The 13708-nt window shown below is 55.7% G+C and carries 14 protein-coding genes and 3 tRNA genes; 9 read left to right on the top strand and 8 right to left on the bottom strand.

Translation table 11 applies throughout. From position 1 onward, the window contains the following. The first annotated feature begins 200 nt into the window (after positions 1 to 200). Positions 201 to 782 carry a superoxide dismutase [Fe] gene (sodB, locus tag KB892_RS10555; protein ID WP_002907771.1) on the top strand — a complete coding sequence of 194 codons (582 nt, stop codon included), beginning with the start codon at positions 201 to 203 and terminating at the stop codon, positions 780 to 782. 61 nt (positions 783 to 843) lie between these two features. Here sodB and KB892_RS10550 read toward each other — a convergent pair whose 3' ends face one another. Together KB892_RS10550 and KB892_RS10545 are read right to left on the bottom strand one after the other, a co-directional pair. Then, positions 844 to 2010 carry an MFS transporter gene (locus tag KB892_RS10550; RefSeq protein WP_002907773.1) on the bottom strand — a complete coding sequence of 389 codons (1167 nt, stop codon included), beginning with the start codon at positions 2008 to 2010 and terminating at the stop codon, positions 844 to 846. Between the two features lie 167 nt (positions 2011 to 2177). Next, on the bottom strand, positions 2178 to 2270 hold the full coding sequence (locus KB892_RS10545; RefSeq protein WP_002907776.1) for a cytochrome bd-I oxidase subunit CydH: 93 nt from the start codon (positions 2268 to 2270) through the stop codon (positions 2178 to 2180). 292 nt (positions 2271 to 2562) lie between these two features. On the opposite strand from KB892_RS10545, the gene purR reads away from it, so the two are divergent. Further along, positions 2563 to 3588 carry an HTH-type transcriptional repressor PurR gene (gene purR, locus KB892_RS10540; protein WP_002907778.1) on the top strand — a complete coding sequence of 342 codons (1026 nt, stop codon included), beginning with the start codon at positions 2563 to 2565 and terminating at the stop codon, positions 3586 to 3588. Here purR and punR read toward each other — a convergent pair. Then, entirely contained in the window at positions 3515 to 4519 is a 1005-nt protein-coding gene (gene punR / locus KB892_RS10535) for a DNA-binding transcriptional activator PunR (protein ID WP_002907780.1), read from the bottom strand. The genes purR and punR overlap by 74 nt on opposite strands. Before the next feature lie 112 nt (positions 4520 to 4631). Here punR and punC point away from each other — a divergent pair, with 112 nt between their 5' ends. Together punC and cfa are read left to right on the top strand one after the other, a co-directional pair. Then, positions 4632 to 5813 carry a purine nucleoside transporter PunC gene (gene punC / locus KB892_RS10530; protein WP_002907785.1) on the top strand — a complete coding sequence of 394 codons (1182 nt, stop codon included), beginning with the start codon at positions 4632 to 4634 and terminating at the stop codon, positions 5811 to 5813. A 292-nt stretch (positions 5814 to 6105) separates the two neighbouring features. Next, entirely contained in the window at positions 6106 to 7254 is a 1149-nt protein-coding gene (gene cfa / locus KB892_RS10525) for a cyclopropane fatty acyl phospholipid synthase (RefSeq protein WP_002907788.1), read from the top strand. A 36-nt stretch (positions 7255 to 7290) separates the two neighbouring features. On the opposite strand, the gene KB892_RS10520 is transcribed toward cfa, so the two are convergent. Further along, on the bottom strand, positions 7291 to 7926 hold the full coding sequence (locus KB892_RS10520) for a riboflavin synthase (RefSeq protein WP_004200129.1): 636 nt from the start codon (positions 7924 to 7926) through the stop codon (positions 7291 to 7293). A 229-nt stretch (positions 7927 to 8155) separates the two neighbouring features. On the opposite strand from KB892_RS10520, the gene mdtK reads away from it, so the two are divergent. Beyond that, positions 8156 to 9529, top strand: coding sequence for an MdtK family multidrug efflux MATE transporter (gene mdtK / locus KB892_RS10515; protein WP_004200136.1), 1374 nt, complete (start codon positions 8156 to 8158; stop codon positions 9527 to 9529). Positions 9530 to 9704: 175 nt separating this feature from the next. Beyond that, positions 9705 to 10112, top strand: a complete 408-nt coding sequence (gene asr, locus KB892_RS10510; protein WP_004200137.1) for an acid resistance repetitive basic protein Asr — start codon at positions 9705 to 9707, stop codon at positions 10110 to 10112. 139 nt (positions 10113 to 10251) lie between these two features. Here asr and KB892_RS10505 read toward each other — a convergent pair whose 3' ends face one another. Continuing rightward, positions 10252 to 10830, bottom strand: a complete 579-nt coding sequence (locus KB892_RS10505; protein WP_004200138.1) for an LOG family protein — start codon at positions 10828 to 10830, stop codon at positions 10252 to 10254. A 254-nt stretch (positions 10831 to 11084) separates the two neighbouring features. Here KB892_RS10505 and KB892_RS10500 point away from each other — a divergent pair. The 3 genes from KB892_RS10500 (at position 11085) to KB892_RS10490 (ending at position 11323) form a co-directional block, all read left to right on the top strand. Beyond that, positions 11085 to 11161: transfer RNA gene (locus KB892_RS10500), tRNA-Val, on the top strand. A gap of 4 nt (positions 11162 to 11165) precedes the next feature. Next, positions 11166 to 11242, top strand: a tRNA-Val gene (locus KB892_RS10495). 4 nt (positions 11243 to 11246) lie between these two features. Continuing rightward, positions 11247 to 11323 (top strand) — tRNA-Val (locus KB892_RS10490). A 186-nt stretch (positions 11324 to 11509) separates the two neighbouring features. On the opposite strand, the gene KB892_RS10485 is transcribed toward KB892_RS10490, so the two are convergent. The 3 genes from KB892_RS10485 to KB892_RS10475 all read right to left on the bottom strand — a co-directional run bounded on the left by KB892_RS10485 (position 11510) and on the right by KB892_RS10475 (position 13604). Beyond that, positions 11510 to 11737 (bottom strand): hypothetical protein, encoded by a 228-nt coding sequence (locus tag KB892_RS10485; protein ID WP_072769241.1) that lies wholly within the window; start codon positions 11735 to 11737, stop codon positions 11510 to 11512. Then, on the bottom strand, positions 11734 to 12195 hold the full coding sequence (locus tag KB892_RS10480; RefSeq protein WP_065928302.1) for a hypothetical protein: 462 nt from the start codon (positions 12193 to 12195) through the stop codon (positions 11734 to 11736). Before KB892_RS10480 ends, KB892_RS10485 begins: the two co-directional genes overlap by 4 nt. A gap of 524 nt (positions 12196 to 12719) precedes the next feature. After that, a complete protein-coding gene (locus tag KB892_RS10475; RefSeq protein ID WP_004180176.1) occupies positions 12720 to 13604 on the bottom strand; it encodes a LysR substrate-binding domain-containing protein in 885 nt (294 codons plus the stop codon). Positions 13605 to 13708 lie beyond the last annotated feature (104 nt).

Raw genomic sequence — 13708 nt, 5'->3', positions numbered from 1 at the left:
ACGGTTAAGCCTTCACCACATGCACCGGAGATAATAGCCTTTATCGTTGTAAGGCTTTTCACTGCTTGCGGCAAATGTTAACATTCTCAATACAATAACACGCCCGGGACGCGACAGCGTCGGGCGGTCAGAACACGATTCAGGTGAAAACCTCATCCTGTCAATGTGAGATAAAACAAAAAGTTATAAGGAGAGTAGCAATGTCGTTTGAATTACCTGCATTACCATATGCAAAAGACGCCCTGGCGCCGCACATTTCCGCAGAAACCCTGGAATATCACTACGGTAAACACCACCAGGCGTATGTCACTAACCTCAACAACCTGATCAAAGGCACTGCGTTCGAAGGCAAATCCCTCGAAGAGATCGTCCGCACGTCTGAAGGTGGCGTATTCAACAACGCAGCGCAGGTTTGGAATCACACCTTCTACTGGAACTGCCTGGCGCCTAACGCCGGCGGCGAACCGGAAGGCGAACTGGCGGCCGCAATCGCCAAATCTTTCGGCAGCTTCGCGGATTTTAAAGCCAAATTTACCGATGCCGCGGCGAAAAACTTCGGCGCTGGCTGGACCTGGCTGGTCAAAAATGCCGACGGCAGCCTGGCTATCGTCTCCACCAGCAACGCCGGCACCCCGCTGACCACCGACGCGAAGCCGCTGCTGACCGTTGACGTTTGGGAACATGCCTACTACATCGACTACCGCAACGCCCGTCCAAGCTACCTGGACCACTTCTGGGCGCTGGTTAACTGGAAGTTTGTTGCGGCTAACCTGGCGGCATAAACGACAAACCGCAGCGGGGTCTCCCCGGCTGCGGTTTTTTTTGCCCTTGCCCAGCCGATGATTACTGGCTGGCGAAAGCCTCTTCCGGCTGCGCTCGCCCGCTAAACCAGACCAGCAGCAGCGCCAGACCAGCGATAATCGCGCCCATCACCGGCACAAACGCATATCCCAGTCCGCCAGAGATCACCGCCCCACCGGCGGCGGCGCCCAGCGCGTTGCCGAGGTTGAACGCGCCGATATTCACCGAAGAAGAGAGCCCCGGCGCCTCATGCGCTACGCGCATAACCCGCATCTGCAGCGGCGGAACCACCGCAAAGGTTGCTGCGCCCCAGACAATCATGCTGATGGCCGCCCCGGCCTGGGATTGCGCCAGCAGCGGGATCGCCAGCATGATCGCCATCAGCAGCAGCAGAAAGCCCTTCAGCGTGCCGGAGACCGACCGGTCAGCGAATTTGCCGCCCAGATAGTTGCCTAGCGAAAAACCGACGCCAATCAGCACCAGCATCGCGGTTATAAACAGCGATGAAGCGTGGGTCAGCGTATTGAGCACTGGCGAAATGTAGGTATACAGCGTAAACATCGCCCCGGCGCCCAGCACGGTGGTCAGCAACGCGGAGAGCACCTGCGGGCGCAGCAGGACAGAAAGCTCTTTTTTGACATCAGGACGTTCCCCCGCGCTGCCCTTCGGCAGGGAGAACCACAGGCTAACCATCGCCAGCAGGCCTAATCCCGCAGTAGCAAGGAAGGACATCCGCCAACCGATGGTTTCGCCAAGCCAGGTGGCCGCCGGCACGCCGCCAATGTTGGCGATGGTCAGGCCCATAAACATAGTGGCTACCGCGCTGGCCTGCTTATGCTTTGGCACGACGCTGGCCGCCACCACCGATCCCAGGCCGAAAAAAGCGCCGTGGTTGAGGCTGGTAATAATCCGCGACAGCAGCAGCGTGGTGTAATCCGGCGCGATGGATGACAACAGGTTGCCGACGGTGAAGATCCCCATCAGAAAAATCAGCGCATTGCGCCGTGCGCGATGCGACAACAGCAGCGTCATCAGCGGTGCGCCGACCATGACGCCGATGGCATACGCACTGATCAGCATTCCCGCTACCGGTATCGAGACGTCCACACCTTTCGCAATCACCGGCAGCAATCCCATCGGGGAGAACTCGGTGGTACCGATGCCAAAGGCGCCGATCGCCAGCGCAAGTAAAGGAAAGTTGATTTTCATTCAATGACTCCATCAGACCGTCAGATAGGACGGCGTAACATCAGAAGTCAAAAGCATGACATCAATCACAAAAAAACAAAAGTGAACGAAATGACAAAAGATTTTTGCAGAATTGATAATAATAGCGGGATATGGGGAGGAAGCGGCGCTCCTCCCTCAGCGAAACATTAGTGCAGTATGGCGGTCAGGCTGAAAGCGACAATCACGCCGAGAGCAATAATCGTGGTGATCAGCGAAAACTTTAAATTGGTATCCATCATTTTTCCCTCTTGTTATCCCCACACCAAAAGTGAGCTTGCTCATTTTTGCACAAAAAATCGCAAAAATCTTCCGGGATTTAGGGCGATGCACATTTTTGCTCTTCCACTTTGCCCCAAGATCGGACAAAATCCCACGCTAATTTAAAAGCGTATCGGCCATTGACCCCTTCCTGTCGTTCTGTGTCGTTTTCCCGACGTGATGCAATGTTGAAAATTGTATTCAGGGTGTGTGTAGGCAAACGTTTACGTATCGATGATCAGGCGATCAGGTCAAGGCATGGAGTGAGATGTAATGGCAACTATTAAAGATGTAGCGAAACGCGCAAACGTTTCCACTACAACTGTGTCACATGTAATTAACAAAACCCGTTTCGTTGCCGAAGAGACGCGTAATGCGGTATGGGCGGCGATCAAAGAGCTGCACTACTCGCCGAGCGCCGTGGCGCGCAGCCTGAAAGTCAATCACACCAAATCGATTGGCCTGCTGGCGACCAGTAGCGAAGCCGCCTATTTCGCTGAAATTATTGAGTCCGTTGAAAAGAGCTGCTTCCAGAAGGGCTATACTCTGATCCTCGGTAACGCGTGGAACGATCTGGAAAAACAGCGCGCCTATCTGTCGATGATGGCGCAAAAGCGCGTAGACGGTCTGCTGGTGATGTGTTCCGAGTATCCGGATTCGGTATTGAGCATGCTGGAAGAGTACCGCCATATCCCGATGGTGGTGATGGACTGGGGCGAGGCGAAAGCCGACTTCACCGATGCGGTGATCGATAACGCCTTCCAGGGCGGCTATATCGCCGGACGCTACCTGATTGAACGCGGCCATCGCGAAATCGGCGTGATCCCGGGCCCGCTGGAGCGCAACACCGGCGCGGGGCGACTTGCCGGCTTCATGCAGGCGATGAAAGAGGCGCATATCAGCGTGCCGGAAAACTGGATTGTGCAGGGCGACTTCGAGCCGGAGTCCGGCTACCGCGCAATGCAGCAGATCCTAAACCAGCAGCACCGCCCGACGGCGGTCTTCTGCGGCGGCGATATCATGGCGATGGGCGCTATCTGCGCGGCGGATGAAATGGGACTGCGGGTGCCGCAGGACATTTCGCTGATCGGTTATGATAATGTGCGCAACGCCCGCTATTTCAGCCCGGCGTTAACCACCATTCATCAGCCGAAAGATTCCCTGGGCGAGGCCGCATTTAACATGCTGTTGGATCGTATCGTCAACAAGCGTGAAGAGTCGCAGTCTATCGAAGTGCACCCTCGTCTGGTTGAGCGCCGCTCGGTAGCGGATGGCCCGTTTGTCGATTATCGTCGTTAAGGCATCTGGCGGGCGCGGATCTCTCCGGCGCCCGCAGCCACTCCCGATTCAGCGTGTCGCTGTCCCCCAGATAGTCAAGCATCCAGTTCAGCGCCGGTGAGGCATCGTTCTGCTGCCACGTCAGGCAGCAGGCGGCATCCGGGAACGGATTTTCCAGCGCCAGCGCAGTCCACTCGCCGCGATCTATCCATGGACGGGCGAAATGGCTCGGCACCATGCCGACGCAGAGTCCTGCCGACAAACAGGTTGCTGATGATTCCCAGTCAGGGACGACTACCCTCTTCTGGTTATCCAGCAACCATGTTGTCCGTTTAGGCAACGAGCGCGAGGTATCCTCCCGCACCAGCGACGGCCAGTTACGCAGGACGTCGTCGCTCAGGGGTCCCTCCATCTTTGCCAGCGGATGATCGCTCGCCACCACGCAGTCCCAGCTCAGCATCCCCATATCGCGGAACGCATAGCGACCGCCGACCGGAATAGATCGCGTTGCGCCAATCGCCAGCTCAACGCGGCCGTCGGCCAGCGCATCCCATACCCCATTGAATACTTCCTGAAAGACGATCAGCTCGACGTCGGGAAAATGGCGATAGAAATCGACGATCATCTGACGCATCCGCGCCGGTTTCACAATATCATCCACTGCGATCGACAACTGTCCGCGCCAGCCGTTCGCAATTTGCTGACACTGCTGGCGGGTGATCTGCATTTTTTTGATAACAGAGCGCCCTTCCTGTAAAAACCAGACCCCGGCGGGGGTCAACTCCACATCACGATGGCGACGCTCAAATAAGGGAACGGCGAGCCACTCTTCGAGCTGACGCACGGTATAGCTGACCGCGGAAGGCACCCGGTGAAGCTCCTGCGCGGCCGCGCTGAAGCTGCCGTTACGGGCGACGGCATCAACCACTTCCAGAGAGTATTCAGACCACATTTTCTGCCTGCAAAATTTTTGAATGCATGTGACAAATATTAGCGTTTCACAAGCCACAATGCACTCCCTACACTCTGCGGCATCGTACCTGTACACCAACTATGAGAACGTTATGTCACAACCCGGGAAAGGATTTTTAGTCTGGCTGGCCGGCCTGAGCGTGCTGGGCTTTCTGGCCACCGATATGTACCTGCCGGCGTTTGCCGCCATGCAGCAGGATCTCAACACCTCCGCCGCCTCCATCAGCGCCAGTCTGAGCCTGTTCCTCGCCGGCTTCGCGCTGGGCCAGCTGTTCTGGGGACCGCTGTCGGACCGCTATGGACGTAAACCGGTGCTGCTGAGCGGCCTGGCGATTTTCGCGGCCGGCTGTCTGGGGATGCTGTGGGTGCACAACGCCACCCTGATGCTGGCGCTGCGCTTTCTGCAGGCGATTGGCGTCTGTGCCGCGGCCGTTACCTGGCAGGCGATGGTCGCCGATTACTATCCTGCCCAGCGCACGAACCGCATCTTCGCCACCATTATGCCGCTGGTAGGACTGTCGCCGGCGCTGGCCCCGCTGCTGGGCAGCTGGCTGCTGGTGCACTTCGAGTGGCAAGCCATCTTCGCCACCCTGTTCGCCATCACTCTGCTGCTGATGCTGCCTGCCCTGCGCCTGAAGGCAGCCGCGAAGTCAGTAGTAGTGACGCAGCAAAAGATCACCTTTCTCGCGCTGCTGCGCTCCCGGGAATACAGCGGCAACGTCCTGATCTACGCCGCCTGTTCCGCCAGCTTCTTCGCCTGGCTTACCGGTTCACCTTTTATCCTGCATGAAATGGGCTATGGCCCAACCGCTATCGGCCTGAGCTATATTCCGCAGACCATCGCCTTTCTGGTGGGAGGCTATGGCTGTCGCGCGCTGCTGCAGAAATGGTCCGGTCAACAGATGCTGCCGTGGCTGCTGGTGATTTTTGCCGTCAGCGTAGCCGCCACCTGGCTGGTGGGCCTGCAAACCCATGCCTCGCTGGTGGCGTTAATGATCCCGTTCTGCATGATGGCGGTGGTCAACGGCGGGATCTACCCCATCGTGGTTGCTCAGGCGCTGAAGCCTTTTCCGCAGGCGACCGGCCGCGCGGCGGCGCTGCAAAATACCCTGCAGCTTGGCCTGTGCTTCCTGACCAGTCTGCTGGTATCCGCGCTGATCGCCACGCCGCTGCTGACCACCACCAGCGTAATGCTGGTTTCGATTGGCTTAGCCGGAATAGGCTATCGCCTGCAGCAGACGCCGGAGCTGACACCCCATTCTTCCCACGCGTAATGCCCGTCGCCAGGGCCCGGACCAGTCGTTAGCATGCTAAGAAATTTTTATTGAAAGCCAGTACTTAGCGTCCTATACTGGATCCGGGTTCACATAAATAGAAAATAGTTACAGATTAACGGATGCAGGATGCCTCCGTTTCACCATGGAAGGCCTTTCGGCAAGGGTTATCTCCCTTCCTCTGTTTACGTCGGATAGCGACTTCACGGATTATCCGTGAGATTTCTCACAAAGCCAAAAAAGCGTCTACGCTGTTTTAAGGTTCTGATCACTTGGGCGTGATGGAGAAGCTATGAGTTCATCGTGTATAGAAGAAGTAAGTGTACCAAATGATGACTGGTACCGGATTGCAGCTGAATTATTAGGCCGTGCGGGAATTGAAATCAATGGCTCCGCGCCGTCCGACCTGCGGGTTAAAAATCCTCTCTTTTTTAAACGGGTTTTGCAGGAAGGTTCGCTGGGTTTAGGCGAAAGCTATATGGACGGCTGGTGGGAATGCGAGCGTCTGGATATATTCTTCCACAAGGTGTTACGCGCCGGGTTGGAAAAGCAGCTCCCACACCATTTCAAAGACACACTCCGCATCGCAGGCGCTCGTCTGTTTAATCTACAAAGTAAAAAACGTGCTTGGATTGTCGGTAAAGAGCACTACGACCTCGGCAACGATCTCTTCAGCCGGATGCTTGATCCCTATATGCAATATTCCTGCGGTTACTGGAAAGAGGCGCAGAGCCTCGAGGCCGCCCAGCAGGCTAAGCTGGATCTCATCTGCCGCAAACTGGAGCTGGAGCCAGGCATGCGGGTACTGGATATTGGCTGTGGATGGGGCGGTCTCGCCGAATATATGGCGCGAAATTATCAGGTCAGCGTCGTGGGTGTAACCATCTCCGCCGAGCAACAAAAAATGGCCCAGGCACGCTGCGCCGATCTCGATGTAGAGATTCGTCTCCAGGATTATCGCGATCTGCACGACAGCTTTGACCGCATCGTCTCCGTTGGCATGTTTGAGCACGTGGGGCCGAAAAATTACGCTACCTACTTTGAGGTTGCCGACCGTAATTTGAAACCCAACGGCCGCTTTTTACTGCACACCATTGGTTCCAAGGTCACCGACCATAACGTTGACCCGTGGATCGATAAATATATCTTCCCGAACGGCTGCCTGCCTTCCGTGCGTCACATTGCCGAAGCCAGCGAGAAGCACTTTGTGATGGAAGACTGGCACAACTTCGGCGCCGATTATGACACGACCCTGATGGCCTGGTATGAGCGTTTCCTCGCCAGCTGGCCGGAAATTGCCGATAACTATTCTGAGCGTTTCAAACGCATGTTTACCTATTATCTGAACGCCTGCGCCGGCGCCTTCCGCGCCCGCGACATTCAGCTCTGGCAGGTGGTGTTCTCGCGCGGTATTGAACATGGACTGCGCGTCGCCCGTTAAATAACACTCCCCCGCTTATCGGCGGGGGATTTTTTTTCAGGCTTCATTGACCTTAGCCGCCATCTCTTTCGCGGCCAGCACGCGTTCGACCGTATCGACAACCGCCTGGGTCTGCGGATCAATCTCAATATTGACGCGATAGCCCAGTTTTTTCGCTCCCAGGGTGGTCCGCTGCAGCGTCTCCGGAATAAGATGTACGCAGAAACGGGTCGCCGTCACCTCACCCACCGTCAGACTAATGCCGTCAATACCGATGAATCCTTTATAGAGGATGTATTTCATCAGCGTTGGATCCTGCACTTTAAACCAGATCTGACGGTTATTTTCGGAAGTCAGAATCTTCACGATTTCCGCGGTGGTCATAATGTGGCCGGACATTAAATGCCCGCCGATTTCATCACTAAATTTCGCCGCTCGCTCGACGTTCACTTCATCGCCGACCTGAATATCGCCAAGATTGGTAATCCGCAGCGTCTCTTTCATCAGATCGAAGCTGATGTGCGCGCCGTTGATTTCGGTCACCGTCAGGCAGCAGCCGTTGTTGGCTACCGAGGCGCCGGTTTCCAGCCCCTCCAGCATATGTGCCGGTAACTCAACCACGTGAGTGCGAAAATTGGGTTTATCATCAATGGAGACCACTTTCGCGGTTCCCTGAACAATACCAGTAAACATGTTTGGCTCCTGTTGAAAATCATGACGGTATCATTACCGCTTTCGCTATCGGGAACAATAACAGGAGGGCAAAGCGGTTGCCAGCGCGCTTCGTGCCTCGACTCTTTTTTCACTGGCTTAATAGCCAATCCTCGCTACAATAGACTGGAAATTCCTCATTTTTATCCCCTTGCTGCCAGTTACGGCGGCTTTTTTAGTCTCAAAATAACAACAATTCGAAGGTGTTCACGTGCAGAAGTATTTCGTTGAAGCGCGTCAGTTATTAGCTCTGGCTATACCCGTCATCCTTGCGCAGGTGGCGCAGACGGCGATGGGTTTTGTCGATACCGTGATGGCGGGTGGCTACAGCGCCACGGATATGGCCGCCGTGGCCATCGGGACCTCCATCTGGCTGCCGGCGATCCTCTTCGGCCACGGCCTTCTGCTGGCGCTGACCCCGGTGGTGGCGCAGCTTAACGGATCCGGGCGGCGAGAGCGTATCGCGCCGCAGGTGCGTCAGGGCTTCTGGCTGGCCGGCTTTGTCTCGGTGCTGATCATGGTCGTGCTGTGGAACGCCGGATACATCATCAGCTCCATGCATAACATCGATCCGCTGTTGGCAGAGAAGGCGGTTGGCTACCTGCGCGCGCTGCTGTGGGGCGCTCCGGGCTATCTGTTCTTCCAGGTCGCCCGTAACCAGTGTGAAGGGCTGGCAAAAACCAAGCCCGGGATGGTCATGGGCTTTATTGGATTACTGGTCAACATTCCGGTGAACTATATTTTTATCTATGGTCATTTCGGCATGCCCGAGCTGGGCGGCGTCGGCTGCGGTGTGGCGACGGCCTCCGTTTACTGGGTGATGTTCGCCACCATGCTGTGGTGGGTGCGCCGGGCGCGTACGATGCGCGATATCCGCTGCGTCGAGCGCTTCAGCGGCCCTGATTTTGCCGTCCTGTTACGGCTGGTGCAGCTGGGGCTGCCCATTGCTCTGGCGCTGTTCTTTGAAGTCACTCTGTTTGCTGTCGTCGCGCTGCTGGTCTCCCCGCTCGGGATCATTGACGTCGCTGGTCATCAGATCGCGCTTAATTTCAGCTCGCTGATGTTCGTTCTGCCGCTGTCGCTGGCGGCGGCGGTCACCATTCGCGTCGGCTTCCGCCTTGGCCAGGGCTCAACGATCGATGCCCAGGTTTCGGCCCGCACCGGCGTGGGCGTGGGGGTCTGCCTGGCGGTATTTACCGCTATCTTTACCGTCCTGATGCGTAAGCAGATTGCGCTGCTGTATAACGATAATCCCGAGGTGGTGACGCTGGCCTCGCACCTGATGCTGCTGGCGGCTATCTATCAGATCTCCGACTCTATTCAGGTGATCGGCAGCGGCATTCTGCGCGGCTATAAAGATACGCGGTCTATCTTTTTCATTACCTTTACCGCGTACTGGGTGCTGGGTTTGCCGAGCGGCTATCTGCTGGCGCTGACCGATATGATTGTGCCCCGCATGGGACCTGCCGGTTTCTGGTGCGGATTTATCATCGGTCTGACCTCCGCCGCCATCATGATGATGCTGCGGATGCGTTTTCTGCAGCGCCAGCCTTCCAGCATCATCTTACAGCGCGCTGCGCGCTAACTTGTCTAAGCCCGCCGCTCCGGCGGGCTTTTTCGTTCTTCGCTATAACGGCGCGTTGTACATTCCGTTACTCCCTGACACCAAAGACTCACTGATAGCCTCCCGGCAGGCGCTTATAGTGTTGCCAACAGCCCCGCAGTGGGGTTACTCAAGAAACCAAGTCGAGGATTTCAGAATGAAAAAAGTATTAGCTCTGGTCGTTGCCGCTGCTATGGGTCTGTCATCAGTTGCTTTCGCTGCCGATGCGGCAAGCACCACCCCGAGTGCAGCAGCCAGCCATACTACCGTTCACCATAAGAAACATCACAAAGCGGCCGCGAAACCGGCAGCCGAGCAGAAAGCGCAGGCGGCGAAGAAACACCACAAAGCCGCTGCAAAACCGGCTGCTGAGCAAAAAGCCCAGGCGGCGAAGAAACACCATAAAGCCGCTGCTAAACCGGCAGTAGCGCAGAAAGCGCAGGCGGCGAAGAAACACCACAAAACCGCTGCGAAACCGGCAGTCGCGCAGAAAGCGCAGGCTGCAAAGAAACATCATAAAGCGGCACACCACGCAGCTAAACCGGCGGTTAAACCGGCGGCATAATGGTCAGGGCGTTAAGGTGATAAACCGGCGCTGAACAGCGCCGGTTTTTTTCAGGAGGACATCATGCTGCAACGCTATCGCTTCGAATTGCTGCTGTTACTGCTCATCGTCTGCGCGCTGTTTACCCTGCGCTTGATGTTTAAATAGCTGGCTGCTGAACCCATTTACGGGCCGGCGGCGTATAGTCGCGAAAACCGGCGATAATCTCGTCTGCCGAGGTAGCGAACGGCAGCATCTCCGCGTAGCGCGGGTGCATAAACCCTTCCTGTACCATGTTATCGACCATCGCCTGAAGCGGATCGTAATAACCCTTAATATTCAGGAACGCGCACGGTTTCTCATGGATCCCCAGCTGCGCCCAGGTCCATTGTTCGAAAATCTCCTCGAGCGTCCCCGCCCCGCCCGGCAGGGCAATAAAGCCATCCGCCAGCGCCGCCATTTTGGTTTTCCGCTCGTGCATATCCTCGACCACATGCAGCTCCGTCAAGCCGCGGTGGGCAATTTCCCGCTCCACCAGGCCGCGCGGCATCACGCCGATCACCACGCCACCGGCCTCCAGCGCCGCATCGGCGACCGCCCCCATCAGACCAACTTTGCCGCCGCCATAGACAAGCGCCAACCCCTGCTGCGCCAGCGTACGTCCAACCAGACGGGCGGTTTCGAGGTACAGCGGATGTTCGCCAGCTGAAGAACCGCAAAAAATACCAATCGATTTCATCTTCGTTATGACTCCTTCTCTTCTGGTGGCCGATAATTTAACACATCGGCAACCCTTCCGCGCAGGTTTGGACTGGCTGAAAAATAAGAGCCGTGATGCTCGCTGGCGAAGAAATATCCTTGTGGTTCAGTAAAATATATCCGGAATGAGTAAAAGTTCCGCAATCGCATGCAATGTGCAAGAAAAGTGACGTTTACCTCTTGCCACATCCCCTCCCTGCCGCTAATATGCGTCCCCGTTGTCACCACAACATTGCGTTCGTAGCTCAGTTGGTTAGAGCACCACCTTGACATGGTGGGGGTCGTTGGTTCGAGTCCAATCGAACGCACCATAATGCGTTTATAGCTCAGTTGGTTAGAGCACCACCTTGACATGGTGGGGGTCGTTGGTTCGAGTCCAATTAAACGCACCATAATGCGTCTGTAGCTCAGTTGGTTAGAGCACCACCTTGACATGGTGGGGGTCGATGGTTCGAGTCCATTCAGACGCACCAATCATTTTTCCTTCTGTAATTCCTGAATTTTATCACCTGCTCCCCGTTGGTATTGCTGACTTAAAATGTTGTGTATTGGCAAAGCGTTTTCCTTGCATAGTCCATACTAGTCCACATGAGTGCTAAGGAAGCCAACCCTTTTAATGAGCATCAAAAATCGATCAACAGACCACGCCGTTTAATTTCTTAATGATAATAATTCCATTCATCATAAATATATGCATATGCAAATCGATATATCAGATACCCCACCAGGAATCCCACAACTGAAAGTAAACCCCAGAGAAATTTATATTCATTTACTGAGAAAAAAAAGAACCAGCCAGCCAGCGCGATACCTGAAGCACCTAATCCCATCCCAGCCCCTCTGATAACACGGGAAAGCAGGATGAGTAATGTTCGTTTTATATTCATAGTCCACCAAAGAAATATTCACATATTTTGTTAAATTCTGCTGGATTCTTATCACTGACCATACACGCTGTTTCGAAAGATTTTACAATATCCTCAACAAGAAAATACAGAAGATCCAGATCTCCCAGATTTTGCAGTTTATCATGCAGTACCGGATTTCTGCGCTTCAGATATCGGGACGTGTATATTGCTCTGGATGTTTCAGCTCCAACGGATAATAATAATCCGGCAAGACTTCCTGCAAAAAAAGCGGACACTCCTCTTGAGGCGTTCCCCTCTTCCTCATCCCGCCCCGCGTCAGGTGCTGCGGCTTCTGTCCTGCCGCCATATGGGTTAACAGTTGCTGATTCAGCAGGCTGTCGATATTGCGCCCTCCGGAGAACAACCATCCGGTAGCGTGACTGCCCCGGCGGTTGCTTTACCAAACTGGTTGCATCGTTTATCAGCCTGTTCCTCATCGCTTCACTCCATCTTTTCTGGCGTTAAAATTCATCATTACGTCCTCCATTCGTTACCCTTCGCCACCCCACCCACTGGCCACGCTATCGCACCCGCCTGCTTTCGCGAACGCTACCGCCCGTCGCTGTCTCCCTACAGGAACCCAAAGCGCACTGGGTAAGGCAGTACGGTGATCTTCTATTTAACGCCCGGAATAGCAGTCGCTCAGCAATACATGCACAAGAAAATCCCGTTCGTATCCGCGTACTGCCGGAGTATATTCAGTTTGAATTCAGCGGAATCTCGGTTCAGCTCGGGAGTGACTGCGTAATACTGACAAAGACGATAAGCAGAATAAAACAAATAAACTGACAATATTTTGTAAGACGAGAGATGGAGGCCGTCTGGACGCTGGGCGGAAGCGGTGGCTTCGCAACAACAATATTCCATACTGAAAACTATTCCCTGGCGTAAAAAAGCGAGCGCGCGGTAAAACAGGGAGGAAACCATGGGCGGCGCTAAATGTCTCCCGGCCAGCTCTGACTTAACCTGCCGCAATCTCCGTCTGCAGCCAGCGCTCAAACATCTGCAGCGCTGGCTCCCCCTCCCCGCCGCCGGGTTTGATCAAGCAGAAGCGCTTAGCCAGCGTCGGGGAGCCCGGCCACGGGGCGGCCAGCGTTCCGGCGCGCAGCTCGCTTTCCACATACATCTTCGGCACCAGGGCCACTCCCTGCTGACTTAGTACCGCGGCGATCGCCATCTCATGCAGATCGTAGCGCGGCCCCTGGGCGGGGTTATCCAGCGCCAGACCGCACTCACGGGCATAGTGCAGCCAGGCGTCCGGGTTTTGCCGCCGGTGAATGCGCGTTAGCCGGTTAAGCAGCCCCGGAAGATCGTCATCCGTCAGCAGCGCAGCATGGCAGACCGGCAGCAAATACTCCGCAAATAAAAACGTCACCTCCATTCCGGTCCACGCCGGGTGTTCAAAATGGATGGCAGCATCAAATCCGCTTCCCGGCAGAATGAAGGGATCGCTGCGGGCGGCGATATTGACCACGATATGCGGATGCTGCGCCGCAAAGCGCCCGAGCCGGGGAATTAACCAGCGGCTGGCGAAGGTGGGGAGCACGGCGATCTCCAGGCTGCGGCCATCGACGGGCATCCCGCTGACGTCATGGGTGTCCCGTTCCAGACGAGCGAGGATCTCGCGGACCTGACGAGCGTAGCGGGCGCCTGCCGGATTGAGCCGCACCCGGCTCCCCGTCCTGTCGAAGAGTTTACTGTCGAGGAGCGCTTCCAGACGGGCAATCTGCCGGCTGATGGCCCCTTCCGTTAACGCGAGCTCCGCCGCCGCGCGGGCAAAGTTGCCGTGACGAGCCGCGGCCTCAAAAGCCAGTAGCGCAGCGCTGCTGGGGATTTTACGACGCATAGCCAATGCTCCTTGTGCAGGCTCACCGAAAGTCAGTGACAGAATATCACTACGCCTTGAATTAACATCGTTTTTCAGCGCCATTTTTAGCCGATAGGATGATG

The sequence above is a fragment of the Klebsiella sp. P1927 genome (assembly GCF_018204675.1).
Classification (GTDB): Bacteria; Pseudomonadota; Gammaproteobacteria; order Enterobacterales; family Enterobacteriaceae; genus Klebsiella; species Klebsiella pneumoniae.
This window is presented reverse-complemented; position numbering and strand designations above follow the sequence as displayed.